18 protein-coding genes are annotated in these 21,111 nt (G+C 74.2%); 10 read left to right on the forward strand and 8 right to left on the reverse strand.

From position 1 onward, the window contains the following. Positions 1-44: 44 nt before the first annotated feature. The 5 genes from IPO09_19320 to IPO09_19340 all read right to left on the reverse strand — a co-directional run bounded on the left by IPO09_19320 (position 45) and on the right by IPO09_19340 (position 3,459). The gene (locus IPO09_19320) at positions 45-374 is read right to left on the reverse strand and encodes a winged helix-turn-helix transcriptional regulator (GenBank protein MBK9519442.1); all 330 of its coding nucleotides are present in this window, start codon (positions 372-374) and stop codon (positions 45-47) included. A gap of 40 nt (positions 375-414) precedes the next feature. Further along, a complete protein-coding gene (locus tag IPO09_19325; protein ID MBK9519443.1) occupies positions 415-720 on the reverse strand; it encodes a hypothetical protein in 306 nt (101 codons plus the stop codon). A 22-nt stretch (positions 721-742) separates the two neighbouring features. Then, positions 743-1,372: a YeeE/YedE family protein gene (locus IPO09_19330; GenBank protein ID MBK9519444.1), complete on the reverse strand. Its 630-nt coding sequence runs from the start codon at positions 1,370-1,372 to the stop codon at positions 743-745. Beyond that, positions 1,369-1,884, reverse strand: a complete 516-nt coding sequence (locus tag IPO09_19335) for a YeeE/YedE family protein (protein MBK9519445.1) — start codon at positions 1,882-1,884, stop codon at positions 1,369-1,371. Before IPO09_19335 ends, IPO09_19330 begins: the two co-directional genes overlap by 4 nt. 261 nt (positions 1,885-2,145) lie before the next feature. Beyond that, a complete protein-coding gene (locus IPO09_19340; protein MBK9519446.1) occupies positions 2,146-3,459 on the reverse strand; it encodes a sigma-54-dependent Fis family transcriptional regulator in 1,314 nt (437 codons plus the stop codon). A gap of 405 nt (positions 3,460-3,864) precedes the next feature. Here IPO09_19340 and IPO09_19345 point away from each other — a divergent pair, with 405 nt between their 5' ends. The 5 genes from IPO09_19345 (at position 3,865) to IPO09_19365 (ending at position 10,530) form a co-directional block, all read left to right on the forward strand. Beyond that, on the forward strand, positions 3,865-5,286 hold the full coding sequence (locus IPO09_19345; GenBank protein MBK9519447.1) for a tetrathionate reductase family octaheme c-type cytochrome: 1,422 nt from the start codon (positions 3,865-3,867) through the stop codon (positions 5,284-5,286). After that, positions 5,283-7,550: a cytochrome b/b6 domain-containing protein gene (locus IPO09_19350; GenBank protein ID MBK9519448.1), complete on the forward strand. Its 2,268-nt coding sequence runs from the start codon at positions 5,283-5,285 to the stop codon at positions 7,548-7,550. The genes IPO09_19345 and IPO09_19350 overlap by 4 nt, the downstream gene beginning before the upstream one ends. Positions 7,551-7,552: 2 nt before the next feature. After that, positions 7,553-8,077, forward strand: a complete 525-nt coding sequence (locus tag IPO09_19355) for a YeeE/YedE family protein (protein ID MBK9519449.1) — start codon at positions 7,553-7,555, stop codon at positions 8,075-8,077. 14 nt (positions 8,078-8,091) lie between these two features. Beyond that, on the forward strand, positions 8,092-9,432 hold the full coding sequence (locus IPO09_19360) for a YeeE/YedE family protein (protein ID MBK9519450.1): 1,341 nt from the start codon (positions 8,092-8,094) through the stop codon (positions 9,430-9,432). A gap of 75 nt (positions 9,433-9,507) precedes the next feature. Beyond that, a complete protein-coding gene (locus IPO09_19365) occupies positions 9,508-10,530 on the forward strand; it encodes a radical SAM protein (GenBank protein ID MBK9519451.1) in 1,023 nt (340 codons plus the stop codon). 25 nt (positions 10,531-10,555) lie between these two features. Here the strand turns inward: IPO09_19365 and IPO09_19370 are convergent, their stop codons facing one another. Both IPO09_19370 and IPO09_19375 read right to left on the reverse strand, forming a co-directional pair. Beyond that, the gene (locus IPO09_19370) at positions 10,556-13,111 is read right to left on the reverse strand and encodes a chemotaxis protein (GenBank protein ID MBK9519452.1); all 2,556 of its coding nucleotides are present in this window, start codon (positions 13,109-13,111) and stop codon (positions 10,556-10,558) included. A gap of 119 nt (positions 13,112-13,230) precedes the next feature. Beyond that, a complete protein-coding gene (locus IPO09_19375; GenBank protein ID MBK9519453.1) occupies positions 13,231-14,628 on the reverse strand; it encodes a sigma 54-interacting transcriptional regulator in 1,398 nt (465 codons plus the stop codon). Between the two features lie 250 nt (positions 14,629-14,878). On the opposite strand from IPO09_19375, the gene IPO09_19380 reads away from it, so the two are divergent. Beyond that, entirely contained in the window at positions 14,879-16,837 is a 1,959-nt protein-coding gene (locus IPO09_19380) for a hypothetical protein (protein MBK9519454.1), read from the forward strand. A 103-nt stretch (positions 16,838-16,940) separates the two neighbouring features. Here IPO09_19380 and IPO09_19385 read toward each other — a convergent pair whose 3' ends face one another. Next, on the reverse strand, positions 16,941-17,132 hold the full coding sequence (locus IPO09_19385) for a DUF2892 domain-containing protein (GenBank protein MBK9519455.1): 192 nt from the start codon (positions 17,130-17,132) through the stop codon (positions 16,941-16,943). A 125-nt stretch (positions 17,133-17,257) separates the two neighbouring features. Here IPO09_19385 and IPO09_19390 point away from each other — a divergent pair, with 125 nt between their 5' ends. The 4 genes from IPO09_19390 (at position 17,258) to IPO09_19405 (ending at position 21,088) form a co-directional block, all read left to right on the forward strand. After that, positions 17,258-17,845, forward strand: coding sequence for an RNA polymerase sigma factor (locus IPO09_19390; protein MBK9519456.1), 588 nt, complete (start codon positions 17,258-17,260; stop codon positions 17,843-17,845). Then, positions 17,842-18,117 carry a zf-HC2 domain-containing protein gene (locus IPO09_19395; GenBank protein MBK9519457.1) on the forward strand — a complete coding sequence of 92 codons (276 nt, stop codon included), beginning with the start codon at positions 17,842-17,844 and terminating at the stop codon, positions 18,115-18,117. Before IPO09_19390 ends, IPO09_19395 begins: the two co-directional genes overlap by 4 nt. Then, entirely contained in the window at positions 18,114-19,613 is a 1,500-nt protein-coding gene (locus tag IPO09_19400; protein ID MBK9519458.1) for a sigma 54-interacting transcriptional regulator, read from the forward strand. Before IPO09_19395 ends, IPO09_19400 begins: the two co-directional genes overlap by 4 nt. A gap of 215 nt (positions 19,614-19,828) precedes the next feature. Beyond that, a complete protein-coding gene (locus IPO09_19405; protein MBK9519459.1) occupies positions 19,829-21,088 on the forward strand; it encodes an outer membrane protein transport protein in 1,260 nt (419 codons plus the stop codon). Positions 21,089-21,111: the final 23 nt, after the last annotated feature.

Genomic DNA, 21,111 nt, shown 5'->3' on the forward strand with positions numbered 1-21,111 from the left:
CTCCCGGGACCAGGGTCCAGGGAGGACGCCGGACGGTCAGCCGCTCAGCGGCTGCACTTCTCCATGCAGGTGACCAGCCCCTCCAGGTTCCGCTCCACCAGCCGGTAGGTGGCGCCGCCACCCTCCCGGTCGGCCGCCACCAGCCCGTGGCCCCGCAGGATGCGCAGCTGCTGCGACACGATGGCCTGGCTGGCGCCCAGCCGCTCGGCCATCGCCCCCACCCGCTCGTCCCCCTCCACCAGCAGCGCGATGATGCGCAGCCGGAGCGGGTGGGCCACCGCCTTCAGCACCTCGGCGAGGTGCACGGCGCGCGACGGGTCGGTGGCGATGGGCGGCCGCGCCAGGGAGGCGACGCGGGCGCGGGCCGGCTTCATGGCGGTGGGATCCACGGCAGGGGCTGGGAACCCGTCGCGGCTAGCAGCCGCCCGGCTTCTTGAAGTAGGTCGAGACGTTCTTGCCGCCCTTGACCACGTACTTGGCCTTGATCTCGTCCCCCACGCCGATGCGCTTGTCGGCGAACTTGTCGAGGGTGATCTTGTCCTCGACGGTGAGGACCACGCTCTTGCCGGCGTCGTCCTGCAGGGTGACGGCGGCGGTGGCGCCGGCCTGCTCGATCTTGGCCACCTTGCCGAGGAACTTCTCGTCGGCCAGGGCCGGGGCGGCGGTGAGGGCGAGCAGGGCGGCGGCGGCGACGAGTGCGGCGGCGAGACGCTTGAACATGGGTGGCTCCGGTGGGCGAGGCTCAGGCCTGCGGGGGGGAGGCGGCGGCCCTGGCGGCCGCCGACCGGTTGACGAGCGCCTCGATCCTGGCGGCGCCCTTGAAGGTGAAGTACGCGACCACGGCCGCCAGCAGCGCCAGCACCAGCGGCGGCACGCGCAGCAGGGTGTAGAGGAAGACCCCGCCCAGCTTGCCGCTGTCGTGGAAGGCGCCCAGCGCCGGCTGGACCTCGGCGTACAGCACCGTGCCGAGGACCACGCCGAGCACGGTGAAGGCGCCGTCGAGCTTGCCGGAGGCGGCCGCCACCACCGAGGTGCCGGGGCAGTAGCCGGAGGTGACGAAGCCGGCGCCCACCAGCAGGCCCCCCACGATCATGGGCCAGAGGTAGGTGGGGTAGTTGATGGTCACGGCCCGGAGATCGAGCAGGCCCACCGCGGCCAGCAGCGAGGTGCCGATGGCCGCCGTCACCACCGCGGTGAACATGGTGCGGTAGACCGTCATCTTGGTGCCGTAGAACTGGGCCACCAGGATCTGGGCGCGGCCGAAGCCGGCCCGCTCCAGCACGAAGCCGAAGGCCACGCCGATGACCAGCGCCCCGGCCAGCGACAGGGGGGTGAGGGCCTCCTGGGCCAGCGCATCAGTCGGGAAGATCATCGCCACTGCCTCCGCACGAAGTAGGCCACGCCGTAGCCGCCGCCGAAGAAGCACATGAAGAAGATCCAGGCGCCCGCCGAGAAGAGCGCGCCGCCCGAGAGCGCCTGGCCCGAGGCGCAGCCGCGCGCCATCTGGGCGCCGACGCCCATCAGCGCGCCGCCTCCCACCGCCAGGGCCAGCCGCGGCGCCTCGCCGAAGGTCGGCCCCCGCAGGGTCTCGCGGCCGAAGCGGCCGCTGGTGTAGGCCCCCAGGAAGCCGCCCAGGATCACGCCCAGCGTCTGGAAGACCAGCCAGTACTTGAGCGGCGGGCCGTCCTCGATGGCGCTGGCCATCAGCGGCACCTCCTCCACGTGGGCCGGGGCCGCCGCTTGCACGGCCGCCACGCCCACCCGGAAGCTGGCGCCCGAGGCGCCCAGCCCCTTGCCGGTGAGGAGGAAGGTGGCCAGCAGCACCAGCCCCAGGGCCACGCCGGCCAGGTAGGGGTTCCAGAACGTGTCGGGGTTCTTCTCCATCCGGTGTTCCTCCCGGGGCGCCCACCACCTCGGCGCCCGCCCGCCAGCTGATGCGTCTACATAGCAGTATCGCTACGTCGCGATGTCTGAGTGCAAGGCCCTTGCCGGGGAGGCCCCGTCCAGGTGCGCGATCCGACTGGTGTGGGCCCGGCGCACACGTGGCGAGAAGCCCCAGCCCTGCGCGAGTTCCCCCAGGTGGCAGACCAGGCGACAGGTAGGACCTCAAACGAACCGACCCCGACCGCGCCCAGGCCGGCCCCCCTACTCCAGCCCCAGGGCCCGCATGCGCCGCCACAGGGTGCTGCGGCTCATCCCCAGCGAGCGGGCCGTGTCGAGCCGGTTCCAGCGGTGGGCCTCGAGGGCGCGGGTCAGCGACTCGCGCCCGGCCTGGTCCGGCGACCCCTCGCCCCCCCGGGCCGGCTCGGCGCGGCGGGCGGGCCTGGCCGCCGGCTCCACCTCGGCGGCGCGGCCCCCGGCCCCCTCCTGGATCTCGGGCGGGAGGTCCTCGGGCTGCAGCGTCTGGCCGCGGCAGACCGTGGCGGCGAACTCCAGGGCGTTCTCCAGCTCGCGCACGTTGCCCGGCCAGTCGTGCGAGAGGAGCACCCGCACCGCGTCGGGGGAGAGCTGCAGGGCCCGGCCGGCCCGCGCCCCGGCCCTGGACAGCAGCAGCCGCGCGATGGGCTCGATGTCCTCGCGCCGGGCCCGGAGCGGCGGCACCTCGATGGGGAAGACGCGCAGCCGGTAGTAGAGGTCCTCGCGGAAGGTCCCCTCCTGCACGGCGCGCCGCAGGTTGCGGTTGGTGGCGGCGATGATGCGGGCGTTGGTGCGGCGGGTCACGCTGTCGCCCACCCGCTCGTAGGCGTGCTCCTGCAGCACCCGCAGCAGCTTCACCTGGAGGTGGAGCGGCACGTCGCCCACCTCGTCGAGGAAGAGCGTCCCGTCGTCGGCCGCCTCGAAGCGGCCCACCCGGTCCCGCACCGCGCCGGTGAAGGCGCCGCGCACGTGGCCGAAGAGCTCGCTCTCCAGCAGGTCCCCCGGCAGCGCCGCGGCGTTGAAGGCCACGAAGGGCCCGCTCTTGCGCGGGGAGTGGGCGTGGATGATGCGGGCCATGACCTCCTTGCCGGTGCCGCTGTCGCCGGTGATGAGGACCGTGGCCTCGCTCTGCTGCAGGGTGTCGATGAGCCGGAAGACGTGGGACATGGCCTTGGAGCGGGCGATGAGCCCGAAGCCGGCGATGGGGCCGCTGGCCTCCACGGTGGACTCGTCGGCCGGCCGCAGCACCACCAGGTAGCGGGCGGCCGGGTCGCACACCCCGTGGCGGTCGGGCAGGAGCGGCGCGGCCGAGACCGACATGAGCCGGCTGGCCCCCCCGTCGCCCTTGAGCACGGCCCGCCAGCCCTCGCGCTTCTCCCCGGCCTGCAGGGCGGCGCGCAGGGGGGCGCCGGGACCGAAGAGCTCGGTGCCGAGCAGCTCCTCCACCGGGGCGCCGCGGGCCCGGGCCGCCGCCGCCGGGCCGAGCAGGGTGTCGAGGAGCTCCGAGGCGTAGCGGACCCGGAAGTCCCCGTCGAGCGCCATGCAGACGCGCCCGAGGGAGCCAAAGGCGGTGTTCACCGCCGAGAAGGCGATCTCGTGGTCGATGCCCGGCACGAGGCAGGTCAGCGGCTGTCCCTGGAGTACGGTGGTCACGTGTCACCTCGACTTGAGTCGAATCGTCTCGCGTTGCGCGACGCCACGTCGCATTCATGGGACATCATGCCCACAAGCATCTGGACTTTCAAGACTTCGCTCCTGGGCACGGTCCACGCATTGTTCTGCTAGCGAGAAACGAGCCGCCTGGCCGAACCGACGGCCGCCGGCCGAAGACAAGAAGTCCGGTGGGTTGAATGACCCACCAGCAGGCGCGAACCCACCCGGGCTGAAACGTCTCTAGCCAGTCCACTGAGACGAGAGGGCGACATGGCTGACGGGCAGACCTCACCGATGAAGAGTCCCTGGTTCCTGGGCGCGGCGCTCCTGGCGGTGGTGGTCGGCGGCGTCGGGCTGGCCCTGGCCACCCGCGCCCCGGCCGAGCCCGAGGCCGTCCGGCACGCCACCGGCTACCAGAAGAAGGTCCGGGCCCACTTCGACCACGCCCCGGTCACCCCGGCCTCCTTCGAGAGCCCGCAGGCCGTGACCCGGGCCTGCCTGAAGTGCCACCCGCAGGCGGCCGAGGTCATGACCTCCGCCCACTTCACCTGGCTCTCCGAGGAGGTCCAGATCCCCGGGCGGACCGGCACCACCCGCATCGGCAAGAAGAACCTGCTCAACAACTTCTGCATCGCCTCGCAGGGGAACGAGAAGTCCTGCATGAAGTGCCACGCCGGCTACGGCTGGGCCGACGACACCTTCGACTTCAAGAACCCCGAGAACGTCGACTGCCTGGTCTGCCACGAGCGGACCGGCGCCTACGTGAAGGGGGCGTTCGGCCTGCCCACCAAGGAGAGCGACCTGGCGGCGGCGGCCCGCAGCGTCGCCACCCCGGGCCGCGAGAACTGCCTGGGGTGCCACGCCTTCGGCGGCGGCGGCCAGGGGGTCAAGCACGGCGACCTCGACTCCTCGCTGGCGCACCCCTACGACGAGGAGGACGTGCACATCGGGCGCCACAAGTTCCTCTGCGTGGACTGCCACGCCGCGCCGCACCACCAGATCCAGGGGCGGGCCTTCTCGGTCAGCGTCGAGCCCTCGCACGGCGTGGCCTGCACCGACTGCCACGTCAAGGCCGAGCACCGCGACGACCGCATCAACGCCCACCTGAAGGCGGTGGCCTGCCAGACCTGCCACATCCCGGACTACGCCGGGCAGCTGCCCACCAAGGCCACCTGGGACTGGAGCAAGGCCGGCGACGCCAGCCGCCCCGACGACCTGCACAGCTACCTGAAGATCAAGGGCGAGTTCTCCTACCAGCAGGCCGCGCTGCCCGAGTACCGCTGGTTCAACGGCACGGTGGGGCGCTACCTGCTGGGCGACACCATCGACCCCGCCACGGTCACCCAGCTCAACCCGCTGCAGGGCTCCATCGCCGATCCCACGGCCCGCATCTGGCCCGTCAAGATCCACCGGGGCAAGCAGCCCTACGACGCCGGCTTCAACTACCTCTTCCCGCCGGTGACCGGCGGCCCGGGCGGCTACTGGACCACCTTCGACTGGGACAGCGCCTTCAAGCTGGGGTCCAAGGCCTCGAAGATCCCCTACAGCGGCAAGTTCGGCTTCGCCCCCACCGAGATGAGCTGGCCGCTCTCCCACATGGTGACCCCCAAGGAGCGCGCCCTCGGCTGCGTCGAGTGCCACGGCGAGGGCGGCCGCCTCGACTGGAAGGCGCTGGGCTACGCCGGCGACCCCATCAAGACCGGAGGCCGCAAGTGAACCGCCTCACCCGCCTCACCCTGCTGGCGCTGGCCCTGCTGGCCGCCCCGGCGGCTCGCGCCCAGCAGGCCGTCAACCCCATCCACCCGGTCTTCGCCCCGCTCGACGCGGCCGGCAAGAAGGTCAAGGCCGGCGCCGACGTCTCGCTCGACCGGACCTGCGGCGCCTGCCACGACGTGGCCTACATCGCGTCCCACAGCGGGCACGCCGCGCCGAAGAGCACCGCCACCTGCGCCCAGTGCCACGTCGACGGCGGCACGCTCGACGTGCGCCCCGAGACGCTGGACGGCGAGGGGCGCCTGGTGCGCCAGGCCGTCCGCATCGGCGCGCCCCGGGCCGCCAGCTGCGCCGCCTGCCACGGCCTGCTGGGCGGGGCCCACGACCCGGTGGCCCTGCCGGCCGACTTCGAGGCCACCGCCGCGCCCGGCGGCCGCACCTGGTCGCTCACCCAGGGCGAGGGGGCGGTGGTCTCGCCCCAGCGCATGTCCGACTCCTTCCTCAACCTGGAGGGCAAGGCCGGGCTGAGCGCGCCCTGGGACGTGCACGCCGCCAAGCTGGTGGACTGCATCGCCTGCCACTACGCCGCCAACAACCCGGCCCGCACCGAGAGCCGCCAGGGCGCCCTGCGCTACCTCACCTCCGACCCGCGCCGGCTCTCCACCGCCGAGTTCCTGCTCCGTCCGGACCACCACCTGGCCGAGCAGGGCTGCCGCAGCTGCCACGACCCGCTCAAGGCCCACGAGTTCCTGCCCTACCGCACCCGCCACATGACGGTGCTCTCCTGCCAGGCCTGCCACCTGGCCTCCCCGGCCGGCCCGGCGGTGGAGATGATCGACGCCACGGTGGTCACCCTGGCGGGCACGCCGGCGGTGCGCTACCGCGGCCTGGAGCGGCGGCCGGGGGACACCCTCAACACCGCCACGCTGCGCCCCTTCCAGCCGCTGCTGGTGGAGCGCACCGAGGCCGACGGCGCCCGCCGGCTGGCCCCGGTCAACACCGTCAGCCGCTTCCGCTGGGTGGCCGGCGCCGACCGCGCCGAGGTGCCCGCCGCCACCGTGGCGAAGGCCTTCCTGGAGGGCGGCGCCTACGCCCCGGCCATCCTGGAGCACTTCGACGCCGACCGGGACGGGCGCCTCGACCCCCAGGAGCTGCGGCTGGACGGCAAGCTCAAGGCCGAGCTGGTGGCCGCGCGGCTGGCCGCCGCCGGCGTGGACTCGCCGGCCATCGACGGCACCCTCACCGTCTACCCGCTGGCCCACGGCGTCTCCACCCGCGACCGGGCCCAGCGCGACTGCCAGGCCTGCCACGCCGAGGACTCCCGGCTGGGTGGGTCGTTCCTGGTGGCCGGCTACCTGCCCGGCGGCGCCCCGCCGCGCCCCGGCGACCGCCCCCGCGTCGAGCTGGCCGGCACCCTCACCCCAGGGGCCGACGGCAGCCTGGCCCTGCTGCGCGGCGAGGGCGCCGCGCCCTCCGGCCTCCACGTGCTGGGCCACTCCCGCCAGGGCGCCACCAACACCATCGGGTTCGGCCTCTTCGCCGCCGTCTTCATCGGCGTCGCGACCCACGGCCTGCTGCGCCTGCTCACCCAGGGCCGGCGGGCCGGCCAGGAGGCCCACGCCCGGGCGCCCACCGGGAAGGCCTACGTCTTCGGCCGCTACGAGCGGCTCTGGCACTGGACCATGGCGCTCTCCGGCGTCTTCCTCATCTGGAGCGGCCTGGAGATCCACTGGGCCGGCGCCGCCTGGCTGCTCTCGCTGCCGGGCGCCATCTCGCTGCACAACGTCTTCGCGGTGGTGCTGATGCTGAACGCCTTCCTGGCGCTCTTCTACCACCTGGCCACCAAGGCCATCCGCAACTTCATCCCGGCGCCGCAGGGGCTGGTGGGCCGCATCCTCGAGCACATGACCTACCAGTCGCGGGGCATCTTCTTCGGCGGGCCGCACCCGAACAACGCCCCCGGCCAGAAGCTCAACCCGCTGCAGCAGCTCACCTACCTGGCGCTGCTCAACGTCCTCTTCCCGCTGCAGATCGTCACCGGCCTGCTCATCTGGGCGGTGGGCCACTGGCCCAACGTGGCGGCGGCGGTGGGCGGCCTCGGCACCCTGGCCCCGCTGCACAACCTGGGGTCCTGGCTCTTCCTCACCTTCTTCGTCCTGCACGTCTACCTGGTCACCACCGGGCGGACGCCCACCGAGCACCTCGAGTCGATGATCACCGGCTACCAGCCCGTCGAGGACGACCGGGCCGCGCCGGAGCGGAGCTGACCATGGCGACCACGACGGTTCCCCGCCCCTACCTGAACCCGTACCTGGCCGGCACGCTGCTGGGGCTGGTGCTCTTCCTGGCCTTCTACGTGACCGGCGGCGGCCTGGGCGCCTCGGCGGCCCTGAGCCGCGTGCAGACCGGGGTGGTGGACGTGCTGGCCCCGGGCCACGTGGACCGGGTCGCCTACTTCGCCGAGCTGGCCGGCGGCAGCCGCAGCGCCTGGGCCCACTCCAGCGTCTGGATGCTGGTGGGCACCATCCTGGGCGGCTTCACCTCCGGCCTGGTGAACCGGCGGCTCAAGCCGGAGCTGCGCAAGGGGCCGAACATCTCCACCCCCACCCGCGTGGTCTTCGCCCTGCTGGGCGGCGCCATCATGGGCTACGGCGCCCGCCTGGCCCGCGGCTGCACCTCCGGCCAGGCCCTCTCCGGCGGCGCGGTGCTGTCGGTGGGCAGCTGGGCCTTCGCCCTGGCGATCTTCGCCAGCGCCTACGCCCTGGCCTGGTTCGTCCGTCGGCTCTGGAACTGAGGCAGGAGATCACCATGGCACCCTTCGACATCGCCGCCTTCGGCCCCGTCGCCAGCGCCCTCACCTTCGGCCTCATCGGCTTCGGCTTCGGCGCCGTGCTCGAGCTGGGCGGCTTCGGCGACACCCGCAAGCTGGCCGGCCAGTTCTACTTCCGCGACCTGACCGTGCTGAAGGTCATGTTCACCGGCATCATCGTGGCCGCGGTGCTGGTGGCCGGCGCCACCGCCTTCGGCCTGCTCGACATGAGCAAGGTGTGGGTCAACCCCACCTACCTGTGGCCCGGCATCGTGGGCGGCCTGATCATGGGGGTGGGCTTCATCCTGGGCGGCTTCTGCCCTGGCACCTCGGTGGTGGCCGCCTCCACGCTCAAGATCGACGGCGCCCTGTTCCTGCTGGGGGCCCTGGGCGGCGTCTGGCTCTTCGGCGAGACGGTGGGCAGCTACCAGGCCTTCTTCCTCTCCTCCGACATGGGGCGCTTCACCCTCGACGAGTGGCTGGGGATCTCGAAGGGCGTGGCCCTGCTGCTGGTGGTGGCCATGGCGCTCTTCATGTTCTGGGGTGGCGAGCTGCTGGAGCAGCGCTTCGGCAAGGGGCTGGCCTGGTCGGAGATCCCGCTGCGCCCCCGCCTGCCCAGGGCGGCCGCGGCCGGCGCGCTGGTGCTGCTGGCCCTGGTGGTGGCGGCCCGCGGCCAGCCCACCCCGCTCGAGAAGTTCGCCTTGCTGGGCGCCGACGCGGCCCGCCCGGTGGCGGAGCGCGGCATCTTCGTCCACCCGGCCGAGGTGGTGGCGCTGCGGAAGGACCTGTCGGTCAAGGTGCAGGTGCTCGACCTGCGCGACGAGCACGACTTCAACCTCTTCCACCTGGGGGGGGCCCGCCGCGTCGATCCGGCGGCCCTCACCACGCCCAGGACGCTCAAGGGGCTGCTCGACCAGCCGGCCAGCACGGTCACCTTCGTGACCGCCAACGGCGAGGCCGCCGCGCTGCAGGCCTGGAAGGCGCTCAAGGCCTCCGGGGTCCAGAACCTCTACGTCATCGAGGGCGGCATGAACCGCTGGCTCGAGCTCTACGCGGTGGAGCGCTGCGTGGCCGCCCCGGCGCCGCAGGCCGCGGCCGGCGACGAGGGGTCCGACCGGCTCGACTACCGCTTCGCCTTCGCCACCGGCAGCAGCCTGCCGGCCGCCTGGCCGGAGCTGGCCACCTCGCGCGGCTTCCGCGCCCCGTGCAGCGCGCCGGTCTCGGGCGGCGAGGGCCACGCCGCGGCCCAGGGCGGCCACGGCGTCACCTGGCCCACCTACACCTTCGCCAAGAAGGTGAAGCTGCAGTCGAAGGCGGCGGTGAAGGGCGGCTGCGGGTAGCCGGCCCGGGGCGGCCGGCCCGCCCCCGGGCCGTCCGGCCTTGACCTGCTCGCCCGTTCAGTCCAGGCTGGACCGGTGAAGCCGGTCCCCATCTCCAACCCTCCGAACCCCTGGCTCAGCGCCGAGGTGGAGTGGCTCGAGCCCACCGCCGCGCGGCTCGAGGTCTACGAGGACGCCAGCCGCGAGATCCTCTCCCGCAACGAGAGCCCGGACGTCGCCTTCACCTGGAGCGTCAACCCGTACCGCGGCTGCCAGCACGCCTGCGCCTACTGCTACGCCCGCCCCTACCACGAGTTCCTGGGCTTCGGCGCCGGCACCGACTTCGACACCAAGGTGGCGGTCAAGCTGCGCGCCCCCGCGCTGCTGCGCCAGGCCTTCGAGCGGCGCGCCTGGAAGGGCGAGGTGGTGGCCTTCGCCGGCGCCACCGACGCCTGGCAGCCGCTGGAGGCCTCCTACCGGCTGACCCGCGGCTGCCTGGAGGCCTGCCTCGACTACCGCAACCCGGTCTGCCTGGTGACCAAGGCGGCGCTGGTGGAGCGCGACCTCGACCTGCTGATCCGGCTGCGCGCCGAGGCCGGCTGCAGCGTGGCGGTGAGCCTCCCCTACCTCGACGAGGTGGTGGCCCGCCGGCTGGAGCCCGGCGCCCCCACCCCGCGCCGGCGCCTCGAGACGCTGGCGCGGCTGGCCGACGCCGGCCTGGCCCCCACGGTGCTGGTGGCCCCGGTCATCCCGGGGCTGGACGACGAGCTGCCCCGGGTGCTGGCGGCGGCCCGGGGCGCCGGGGCGGCCAGCGCCGGGTGGCAGCTCCTGCGCCTGCCCGGCCCGGTGGGGCGGGTCTTCGCGGAGCGGCTGCGCCAGGTGCTGCCGGAGCGGGCCGAGCGGATCCTGCACCTCGTCCGCGAGACCAGGCGCGGCGAGGTGGACGACCCGAGCTTCGGCCGCCGCTTCCGCGGCGAGGGGCCCTACGCCGAGACCATCGCCGCGGTCTTCCGGGTCAGCTGCGCCCGGCTCGGCCTGATGGTGTCCCGGCCGGGCGAGCGGGGCGACCCGCCGGCCACCTTCCGCCGGCCGCCGGGGGCGCAGGGGTCGCTGTTCTGAGGCGAGCGGGGCGAGCGCCCCGGCCTCACCCGAGCCGAAAGCGCCCCACCAGCGCCTCGAGCGCCTCGGCCTGCGCCGACAGCTGGCTGGCCGCCGAGGAGGACTGCTCCGCCGAGGCGGCGTTCTGCTGGGTGACCTTGTCCATCTCGCCCACGGCCTGCCCGACCTGGAGCACGCCCGCTTCCTGGGCCCGCGCCGCCGTGGCGATCTCGCCGACCAGCGCGGCGACCTTGCCGATGGCCGCCACGATCTCGCCGAGCGAGCCGCTCACCTGGGCGGACGCCTGCTCCCCGGCCCCGGCCTGCCGGACCGACTCCTGGATGAGCGCCTCGGTCTTCTGCGACGCCTCCTTGGCCCGGAGCGCCAGCGAGCGGACCTCCTCCGCCACCACCGCGAAGCCGCGCCCGGCCTCGCCGGCCCGGGCCGCCTCCACCGCCGCGTTGAGCGCCAGGAGGTTGGTCTGGAAGGCGATGTCGTTGATGTCCTTGATGATCTGCGAGGTGCTCTCGGAGGCGTTCTTGATCTGCCGCATCGCCCCGTCGAGCTGTCGCACCGCCGCGGCACCGCCCTTCGCGGCCGTCCGGGCCTCCTCGACGAGCGCGGTGGCCTGGCCAGCCCCGCTCGCCGACCGGCGGGTGGCCGCCGTCACCTCGTCGAGGCGGGCCACCGTCTCCTGGAGCGAGGCGGCCTGCTCCGAGGCCCCCGAGGCCACGGCCTGGGAGGAGGAGGCGATCTGGCTGGCCGCCCCGGAGACCTGCGCCACCGCGTCGGACACCTGCTGCATCGACGCCCCCAGCGCCTCGGCGGTGGCGTTGACGGCCTGCTGGATGCGGGCGTGCTGGCCCAGGTAGCGCCCCTCGGCCCGGGCGGTCAGGTCGCGCGCCGCCAGGCGCTCGAGCGCCTGCGTGGCCTCGGCGATGGGGGCCACCGTGGCGTCCAGCGTCTCGTTGAGCCCGGCCACGATGCGGCGGAAGTCGCCCAGGTGCAGGTCGGGGTCGGCCCGGGTGGCCAGCTGCCCGGCCACCGCCGCGTCGGCGAGGCGCCGGGTGTCGGAGACCACCCGGTTCACCGCGTCGATGCAGCCGTTCAGGCTCGCCTGCATGGCCTGGAACTCGCCGCGATAGGCCCCCTCGACGTGCGGCGGGATGTCGCCGCGCGCGATGGCGTCGACGCAGCGGGCCGCCTCGGCCACCGGGCCGGTCACGGCGTCGAGGGTGCGGTTGATCCCCTCGACCACCTCGCGGAAGTCGCCCTGGTGGCGCGAGGCGTCCGCCCGGGTGGAGAGGCGCCCCTCCGCGCCCGCCTGGGCCAGGTCGCGGGTGTCGGCCACCAGCAGGCTCACCGCGTCGAGGCAGCGGTTCAGGTCGTCGCGCAGCCGGGCGAACTCGCCCTGGTAGGCGGCGGCGATGTGCGGCGGGATGCGCCCGTGGGCCAGGTCGTCCACGCAGGCGGCGGCCACCCGGACCGGGCCGGTCACGGCGTCGAGCGTGTCGTTGACCCCCTGCACCACGGCGCGGTAGTCGCCCCGGTGGCGCGACGGGTCGGCCCGGGTGTCGAGGCGGCCCTCCACCCCGGCCCGGGCCAGCAGGCTGGCGTCCTCCACCAGGGCCCGGATGGCGGCCACACAGCCGTTGAGATCGGTGCGCAGGGCGTCGAAGTCGCCGGGCCAGGGCTCCACCATGGGGGGCGGCAGGTCGCCGCGCGCCAGCCGCTCGACCGCCCCGGTGACCCGCTGCAGCGGCGCCAGGAAGGCCTCCACCGTGGCGTTCATCCCCGCCGCGATGGGTCGGAACTCCCAGTCGACCGCCGCCTCGTCGGCGCGCGCCGCCAGCCGGCCGTGGCGCACCGCCTCGGCCAGGCGGCGGGCCTCGGCGTCCAGCCCGCCCAGGCTGCGGCGGATGGAGCGGCCCAGCCACAGGGCGGCCAGCACCAGCACCAGCACCCCGGCCAGCAGGCCGCCCAGCATGGTGGCCCGGGTGAGCCGCAGGGTGGCCTCGGCCTCTGCGCCCCGGGTGATGGCCTCGCCGCGCGCCGCCTCGAGGAGCGCGTCGAGCCGGCGCTGCACGCCCGCCGACTCGGCCAGCTGGGCCTCGACCTGATCGGCCAGCTCGTCCTCGGCGTCGGCCAGCTCGCCCGCCGGCGCGCGCCGCGCCAGCAGCTGGTCGCGGGCCTCCACCCGCCGCAGCGCCTGGGCGGCCTCGGCCCGCCAGGCCTCCAGCGCGGCGTCGAGCGCCCGGCGCGCCTCCTGCTCCGCCGGGTCGTCCACCAGGGCGGCGTGGCGCGCCGCCGCCTGCTCGACGGCGCCCCGGGACCTGTCGGAGAGCCCGCGGTAGCGGGCGCGCAGCTTGGGGTCGGCCGAGGGCTGGGCCAGGATGGCCAGCGCCCCGTCCACCCGGCTCACCGCCATGCCGAGCTCGCCGAGCGCCTCCACCGCGGGCAGGGTCCGGTCGCGGTAGGCGAACACCTCGCCGGCCAGGTCCCCGGTGGCGAACCAGCCCGCCGCCGCGCCGACCACCACCACGGCGAGCGCCAGCCCGAGGGTGAGGAGGACCTTGCCGGCCAGCTTGAGGCGAGGGCGCATCGGGCTCCCGGTGGGCGTGGCCCTCCCGGCAGCGGGGGCGCACGCACCCCGAGCGTATCACCTCGCGGTCCGCCTCCCGCCGCCCCGCCCGGTCCCGTGACCAGGGCACGGCGCGCCCCTCAGTCGCCCGGCGGCGCCTCGTCGGGCTCGGTGAGGCCGTACAGCTTGAGCCGCTTCCAGAGCGTGACGCGCGACACCCCGAGGCGGCGGGCGGCCTCGGCCCGGTTCCAGCCGCAGGCCTGCAGCATCGCCGAGACCCGGTCCTTGTCGAGCCCCGCGGCGCCGGGCGGTGGGGGCGCGGCCGCCGGGGCCACGGACCGCAGCTCCTCCGGCAGGTGCGCCACCTCGATGAGGCCATCGCCGGCCCGCAGCGCGGCCGACTCGAGCACGTTCTGCAGCTCGCGGACGTTGCCGGGCCAGGCGTGGGTGGCCAGGCGGGCCTGCGCCGAGGCCGAGACCCCGGTCGGGCGCTGACCGCCCGCGGCCGCCAGCCGCTCCAGCCAGGAGGCGGCCAGCAGCGGCAGGTCGTCCAGGTGCTCGCGCAGCGAGGGGACCCGCAGCGGGAAGACCGCCAGGCGGAAGTAGAGGTCGGCGCGGAAGCGCCCCTGCTCCACCATGGTCTTCAAGTTGCGGTGGGTGGCGCAGAGCAGCCGCACGTCCACCTTGATGGGGGCCGAGTCGCCCACCCGCTCGATCTCCCGCTGCTCGATGACCCTGAGCAGCTTCACCTGGACGGCCGGGGAGACGTCGCCGATCTCGTCGAGCAGCAGGGTGCCGCCGTGGGCCTCCTGGAAGCGGCCGCGCCGGTCCTTGAGGGCGCCGGTGAAGGCGCCCTTGACGTGGCCGAAGAGCTCCGACTCGAGCAGGTTCTCGTTGAGGGCCGAGCAGGAGACCCGCACGAAGGGGGCCGCGGAGCGCCCGCTGCCGCGGTGGATGGCCTCGGCGACGCACTCCTTTCCGGAGCCGCTCTCGCCCAGGATCATGACGGTGGCGCTCGACCGGGCCACCTGCCCGATGGTCTTGTAGAGCTCCTCCATGACCGGGTGGCGCCCCACCAGGCCGCAGAAGTCGCCCTCGGCGCGGGCCGGACGCCAGTCGCAGCGGGCCTCCTGCCCCGGCTCGCCGGCGGCGGTGAAGGTCTCGAGCGCCCCCACCACCGCGCCGTCGGGCGCGTAGAGCGGCACGGCGCTCTTGACGATCTGCAGCAGCCGGCCGTCCTTGGTGCGCAGGGTGCAGGTCTTGGAGGTCCGCCCCTGCTGCGCCAGGCCGCACTTGAGCGGGCCGACCCCGCAGGCGCAGCCGTTGACGGCGTCGCCGGCCAGGATGGAGCAGTCGCGCCCCACCGCCTCCGCCGGCGACCAGCCGGTGATGCGCTCGGCCGCCCGGTTCCAGTAGGTTACCCGCCCGGCCACGTCGATGGTGAAGAGCGCGTCCGGCAGCACGTCGGCCAGCCGGTGGAGCGCGTCCTCGCTGCCGAGGCCCTCGAAGGGCAGGTGGGGAACGCTGAGCGGACTCATGTCGGGAACCCCGGAAGAGAATCACCCTTTGGAGCGCCGTTCAAGGCGAACGGTTCACGGTGAACGCTCAGCGCAACGGCCCCCCGTTCAGGTGAACTGTGGGCGCCGGCGCACAGCGTCGGAACTCGAAGGAAACGGGGGGTTCCAGACGCGGCCGGCGCTGGTATGCCGCGTGCTTTGGATGGGCTCACCGATCCGCCTGGCGTGGCCCACCCCGGCCAGCCACCTCCCGGTCGGGAAAGGACCCACCTTGAGCTCGACTCGTCTCGCCCTGGCTGCCCTGGCGCTCAGCGCCCTGGCCGCCTGCTCCTCCACCGCGGAGAAGACCTGCGCCGACTTCTGCGGCGCCGGCAACGTCTGCAGCGACGGGCAGTGCGTGCCCCTGGCCTGCACGCCCGCCTGCGGCGCCGGCACCGCCTGCCAGATGGGCGCCTGCGTCGCCGTGGCGGCCGTGACCTGCACCGAGGCCTACCCGGGCTGCGCCGCCTGCGACACCTCCGGCGCCACCGCGGCCTGGGTCGGCCAGTGCGGCGCCGGCACCACCTGCAGCGCCACCACCGACTCCTGCCTCGGCACCGCCACCCTGCACGCCACCTTCGGCGCGGCCGGCGGCCCGCTGCACGGCCCCTTCGCCAGCGGCTACGCGGTCACCGCCCAGTGCGTCGGCTGCCACGCCGACGCGGCGGCCCAGGTGATGGCCTCCACCCACTGGACCTGGGCCGGCGAGACCGCCGACCTGGTCTCCATGACCGACCTGACCACCGTCATCAACCCTGGCACCATCGGCAAGTCGAAGCTCATCAACAACTTCTGCGTGGCCACGCCCTCCAACGACAAGCGCTGCGACCAGTGCCACGCCGGCTACGGCGGTGACCCGCTCGCCACCAAGCCGCAGAAGTCGGCCCGCAACTACGCCTCGGCCGACGCCACCACCGGCGACTCGTCGATCCCGCTCGAGCACCGCATCGACTGCCTGGTGTGCCACTCCAACCCGACGGCCGCCTACGCCAAGGACCCCAAGAACTTCGGCAACCCGGTGGCCACCATCAACCTGGCGGTGGCGGCGCAGGACATCCGCATGCCCACCCGCACCAACTGCGGCGCCTGCCACTTCTACGCGGGCGGCGGCGACAACGTGAAGCTGATGGGCTCCTCGCTCAAGAACCCCACCGAGGCCATCGACGTCCACATGGGCCGCGGCATGGAGTGCCTCGACTGCCACGCCGGCCCGGAGCACACCTTCAAGGGCTCCGGCGTGCACGTCCCCACCCACTCGGCGCGCGTCTCCTGCTCCGACTGCCACGGCGCCGCCCCGCACGAGGGCCACGTGCAGGCCGGCGGCGAGAACCTGGACACCCACGCCGTGAAGATCGCCTGCCAGACCTGCCACATCCCCCGCTTCAGCCGCGGCCAGTTCGGCAAGGTCGACTGGGACTGGTCCACCGCCGGTGACAACGGCACCTGCGCCGGCGGCACCCCCTGCAGCGCCGGCGTGACCACCACCAAGGTGAACGACGACGGCACGCCCAACGCCGCCTCGCTCAACTCGGTGGTCACCTACGACTACATCAAGGGCAACTTCGTCTGGCAGAAGAACATCCAGCCCGGCTACCGCTGGTCGAACGGCAAGTCGACCCACGCCCTCACCTCGGACAAGGCCGACTTCGGCGCCTTCGGCACCACCGGCGCCGACGCCAACCGCATCTCGCTGGGCGAGCCGGTGGGCAGCGCCACCGACGGCAAGATCATGGCCTTCAAGGTCATGCGCGGCCGGCAGGCGTTCTACATCGACGGCGCCAACAGCTACGCCATCGTGCCCAACGTCTTCGGACCGGGCAGCCTGTGGGGCGTCATCCAGGCGGTGGGCTTCAGCTACCCGGCCTACGACTTCGACGGCGCGGCCGGCCCCCTGGCCCCCGGCGCCGCCTCGATGGCCGCCCTGTGGGGCAAGGTGCTGGCCACCGGCGCGGTGGCGGCCGGCCAGGCCGCCGGCGTGACCAGCTTCCCCAAGTACGACGGGGTCAACGCCGGCTACGACTGGCGCACCACCAAGCTGTACATGGACCTGAACCACGAGGTGGCGCCCAAGGCCACCGCGCTGGGCGCCAACAACGCCTGCGCCGACTGCCACAGCGGCACCGGCAACAAGCTGCCGCTCTGCGAGCTGTACGCCGGCCGCACCCTCCCCTGGGGCGTGACCTGCCCGTAGTCCGGCCGCTGGAGTGAAGCACGGAGCCGCGGCTCGGGGGACCTCCCCCGGGTCGCGGCTCCGGTCGCTTCGGGGCGTCCGCAGGCGGGCGCCGGCGCGGCACCTACTTCTTCGGCAGCGGGCAGGTGTTCAGCCCCACCAGCTTGTAGAGCGGGCAGAAGCCGATCAGGCCGGTGGCCAGCGGCACCAGGCCGATCCAGCCCAGCGGCGACTGGGGGCCGATGAAGACCAGGGACAGGAGCCCGAGGCCGAGGACGATGCGGACGGCGCGGTCGATGGTGCCTTCGTTGGTCATTGTGTGTTTCCTCCGTTGACGGTGGAGAGTCCGGCGGACCGGGGCAGGATTCCTGACGCCCCCGCCGGGACGTGGTGGAATCCTCGGGTGACCCCTGCGACTCTCAGGGGTGATTGGACCGGCTCATGGACATGCCACAGGTGGCGGACGACCGAGGGCTGGTGGGGCGCTGCGCCGGCGGCGATCGCGCGGCCTTCGACCTGCTGGTCGAGCGCCACGGCGCCGCCCTGCTGCGCTTCGCCGGGCGCCAGTGCGCCTCGGCCCGTGACGCCGAGGACGCCCTGCAGGACGGCCTGCTGGCCGCCTGGCGCGGCGCGGCCGGCTTCCGCGGGGACGCCGCGCCGCGCACCTGGCTGTTCCAGGTGGTGCTGCACGCCTGCCGGCGTCGCGGCCGGCGGCGCGCCGGGGAGCCCGAGCGCCACGCCCCGCTGGAGGAGGCCGAGCGGCTGCCCGCCGAGGCGGCCGACGCCGAGGCCCAGGCGGTGGCGCGACAGCAGGGGCGGGCCCTGGAGCAGGCGCTGGCCGGGCTGCCGGCCGAGGCCCGGGAGCTCCTGCTGCTGCGCGACGTCGAGGGGCTGACCGGGGCCGAGGCGGCCGAGGTGCTCGGCCTCGGGCTGCCCGCTTTGAAGAGCCGGCTGCACCGGGCCCGGCTGGAGCTGAAGGAGCGGGTCGAGGCCATCCTCGGCCACCCGCTCGAGGAGATCTCGCCATGACGAGCCCACGAGACGAGCAGGTGGTCGCCGGACTCTCCTGCAGCGAGGTGCTGGCGCTGCTCTCCGACTACCTGGACGGCGACCTGCCGGCGGCGGCGCGCGGGCAGGTGGAGGCGCACCTGCGCGGCTGCGAGGGCTGCACCCGCTTCGGCGGCGAGTTCACCACCACGGTGCGCGCGCTGCGCGCCCACCTGGCGCGGGCCACGGCGCTGCCGGGTGGCGTGCGCGAGCGGCTGCGCCTGGCGCTGGACGGCGAAGCCGAGCGCCCGTGACCGCCACCACCACCGCCGACGCGCAGCGGGCCGCCTTCTCGGCGGTGAGCGTGGCGTTCGGGTCGCTCGGGCGGGTCTGCCTGGCGCTCGACGAGCGGCTCCAGATCCTGCAGGTGTCGGGCGCCCTCGACGCCCTGCTCGGGCCTGGGGCGGCGGCGGCCTGGGCCGGCCGCCCGGTGGAGGCGCTGCTGGGCCAGGAGCTGCTCGGACCGGCCGGCCCGCTCCGGCAGGCCCTGCTGGCCGGCGAGCGGCGCGAGGGGTGGCGGGCCTGGCTGCCGGTGGCCCCCTCCGGCACCCGCCTCTGCTCGGTGTCGGCCGCGCCGCTGCGCCACGAGCCGGGCGACGCCTGCGGCCCCGAGGCCGCCTACCTGGTGGTGCTCCGGCCCTCCGACGACGACGAGGCCACCCGGGGCAGCGCGCCCACCGCCTTCGGTGGCCTGATCGCCCGCTCGCACGCCATGACCCGGGTGCTGCGCCTGGTCCAGGGGCTGGAGCACTCGGAGGCCACCGTGCTCCTCTCGGGCGAGAGCGGCACCGGCAAGGGGCTCCTGGCCCAGGCCATCCACGACCACTCGCCGCGGCGCCGCGGCCCCTTCGTGGCCGTCAACTGCGCCGCCCTGCCCGACGCCCTGCTGGAGACCGAGCTCTTCGGCCACGTGCGCGGCGCCTTCACCGGGGCGGTGCGCGACCGGGTGGGGCGCTTCGAGCTGGCGGCCGGCGGCACGCTGTTCCTCGACGAGGTCGGCGACCTGCCGCTCCACCTGCAGGCCAAGCTGCTGCGCGCCCTGCAGGAGCGCACCTTCGAGCGGGTGGGCGAGAGCCACCCGGTGACCGCCGACGTGCGCATCATCGCCGCCACCCACCGGGACCTGCGGCGGGCGGTGGAGGAGAAGCGCTTCCGCGAGGACCTCTACTACCGGCTGCGGGTCTTCCCCATCGACATCCCGCCGCTCAGGGTGCGGCGCGAGGACGTGGAGCCGCTGGCCCGCTACCTCCTGGCGCGGGTGGGCGCCCGCAGCGGGCGGGCCCTGCGCTTCTCCCCCGAGGCGCTCAAGGCCCTGCTCGACCACCACTGGCCCGGCAACGTGCGCGAGCTGGAGAACGCGCTGGAGTACGCCGTGACGGTGGCCACCGGCCAGACCCTGCAGCCGGAGGACCTGCCGCCGGAGGTGACCATCCGGGCCCCGGAAGCGCGGCCGGAGCACGCACGGGGTCGCGCGGAGCCCCCGGCCGGAACGACCCGGGCGGCGGTGCCGGCCGGCTACCCCGCGTCGCCCGCCTGGGCGGACGACACTCCCCTGCCCGGCCTCGGCGCCGGCGCGGTCACCCGGCCATCCTCGGGACCAGACCGGCCGCGCGGCGAGCCGCCGACGCGCGAGGCGCTGGCCTCGGCGCTGGCCGACAGCCGCTGGCGCATGGCCCAGGCCGCCGCCTCGCTGGGCGTCTCCCGCACCACCCTGTGGCGCTGGATGCGGGAGCTCGGACTGAGCCGCTGAGCCTGCGCCGTGGCCTGGACGGAAGGCCGCCCCCCCCGGGTGGCCTTCACCCGAAGTGAGAGACAAAACGTTTCCGTAACGTTACGTCACGTTGCAACGTTGAGTTGCTTCCGTGCGATGCAACCGGCCAAGTCCCTGGAATCACGACCACCAGACTTCGGCACGGCGCACGCTAGGAGGACGGCGTCCGTTCACCTTCACCCGGGGTTCCCTCCATGACGAGATCGCTTCGCTTCCTGGCCGCCGCCCTCCTGGCTGCGCTGGCCCTTCCCGCGCTGGCCACCAACGGCATGCGCATGACCGGCTTCGGCGCCGTGCAGAACGGCATGGGCGGCGTCGGCGTCGGCGCCACGCTGGACTCCTCGGCCGCCGTCACCAACCCGGCCGGCCTGACCGAGCTGGGCCGCCGCCTCGACGTGAACGTCACCTACTTCGCGCCGTCGCCCGAGTACAAGGCCACCAGCGTGCCGCCGCCGAACCCGCCCTTCGTCAACCAGGACGGCGCCACCTTCGAGACCGACCGCGGCCCCTCCTTCATCCCCAACATCGGCGTGGTCCTGCCGCTCGGCGCGGGCTTCACCGCCGGCGTCGGCGCCTACGGCGTGGGCGGCATGGGCGTGGACTACAAGACCAACCTCTACAACGGCTCCACCCTCACCTCCTACCAGCAGCTCCGGCTGGCGCCGGCGCTGGCCTACAAGGTCTCCGACGCGCTGTCGTTCGGCGTGACCCTGAACGCCATGTGGGCCCAGATGGAGTACGACGTGGCCAGCGGCTTCGGCCAGCTGCCGCACGACGCGGCCAACTCCTTCGGGGTCGGCGCCACCGTCGGCGCCAAGTTCACGCCTGTGAAGGACTTCACCATCGGCCTGGCCTACGAGACCGAGAGCTACTTCCAGGAGTTCGAGTTCACCATCCCGGCGCACCCGGGCGCGGATCCCCTGGGCAACCCGGTCAACTTCCCCGGCGGCGTCGACACCCTCAAGTTCAACCAGCCGGCGGTGGCGTCCATCGGCGCCGCCTGGCGCGTCGTGCCGGCCTTCCTGCTGGCCGTCGACGTGCAGCTCATCGAGTGGTCCAAGACCAACGGCCCCAACCAGCCGAAGTTCACCAACGACACCTCGCTGACCGGCTCGATGCCCTTCAACCTGACCTGGTCCGACCAGGTGGTCTACAAGGTCGGCGTGGCGGTCGACGCCACCGACGCGCTCACCATCCGCGCCGGCTACAACTACGCCGAGAACCCGCTCGACCCGTCGCGCGCCTTCGAGAACATCGCCTTCCCGGCCGTGGCCGAGCACCACGTCAGCCTCGGCCTGGGCTGGGCCTTCAGCGACGCCCTGGCGGTGAACCTGGCCGGGACCTACTCGCCCAAGACCACCCTGAAGGGCTCCAACCCGCAGCAGGGCCTGCTCTCCTACGAGACGGCCATGTCGCAGCTGTCCTTCGACGCCGGCCTGGCCTGGAAGTTCTAGTCCGCCCTCACCCGTCGCCGCGG

Source organism: Anaeromyxobacter sp., from assembly GCA_016718565.1.
Taxonomy (GTDB): Bacteria; Myxococcota; Myxococcia; order Myxococcales; family Anaeromyxobacteraceae; genus JADKCZ01.

Excerpts from the sequence above, each read along its gene's own strand:
- IPO09_19320 (MBK9519442.1), bottom strand. The coding sequence starts at position 374 with ATGAAGCCGGCCCGCGCCCGCGTCGCCTCCCTGGCGCGGCCGCCCATC.
- IPO09_19325 (MBK9519443.1), bottom strand. The coding sequence starts at position 720 with ATGTTCAAGCGTCTCGCCGCCGCACTCGTCGCCGCCGCCGCCCTGCTC.
- IPO09_19330 (MBK9519444.1), bottom strand. The coding sequence starts at position 1,372 with ATGATCTTCCCGACTGATGCGCTGGCCCAGGAGGCCCTCACCCCCCTG.
- IPO09_19335 (MBK9519445.1), bottom strand. The coding sequence starts at position 1,884 with ATGGAGAAGAACCCCGACACGTTCTGGAACCCCTACCTGGCCGGCGTG.
- IPO09_19340 (MBK9519446.1), bottom strand. The coding sequence starts at position 3,459 with ATGGCGCTCGACGGGGACTTCCGGGTCCGCTACGCCTCGGAGCTCCTC.
- IPO09_19345 (MBK9519447.1), top strand. The coding sequence starts at position 3,865 with ATGAAGAGTCCCTGGTTCCTGGGCGCGGCGCTCCTGGCGGTGGTGGTC.
- IPO09_19355 (MBK9519449.1), top strand. The coding sequence starts at position 7,553 with ATGGCGACCACGACGGTTCCCCGCCCCTACCTGAACCCGTACCTGGCC.
- IPO09_19360 (MBK9519450.1), top strand. The coding sequence starts at position 8,092 with ATGGCACCCTTCGACATCGCCGCCTTCGGCCCCGTCGCCAGCGCCCTC.
- IPO09_19370 (MBK9519452.1), bottom strand. The coding sequence starts at position 13,111 with ATGCGCCCTCGCCTCAAGCTGGCCGGCAAGGTCCTCCTCACCCTCGGG.
- IPO09_19375 (MBK9519453.1), bottom strand. The coding sequence starts at position 14,628 with ATGAGTCCGCTCAGCGTTCCCCACCTGCCCTTCGAGGGCCTCGGCAGC.
- IPO09_19385 (MBK9519455.1), bottom strand. The coding sequence starts at position 17,132 with ATGACCAACGAAGGCACCATCGACCGCGCCGTCCGCATCGTCCTCGGC.
- IPO09_19390 (MBK9519456.1), top strand. The coding sequence starts at position 17,258 with ATGGACATGCCACAGGTGGCGGACGACCGAGGGCTGGTGGGGCGCTGC.
- IPO09_19395 (MBK9519457.1), top strand. The coding sequence starts at position 17,842 with ATGACGAGCCCACGAGACGAGCAGGTGGTCGCCGGACTCTCCTGCAGC.
- IPO09_19405 (MBK9519459.1), top strand. The coding sequence starts at position 19,829 with ATGACGAGATCGCTTCGCTTCCTGGCCGCCGCCCTCCTGGCTGCGCTG.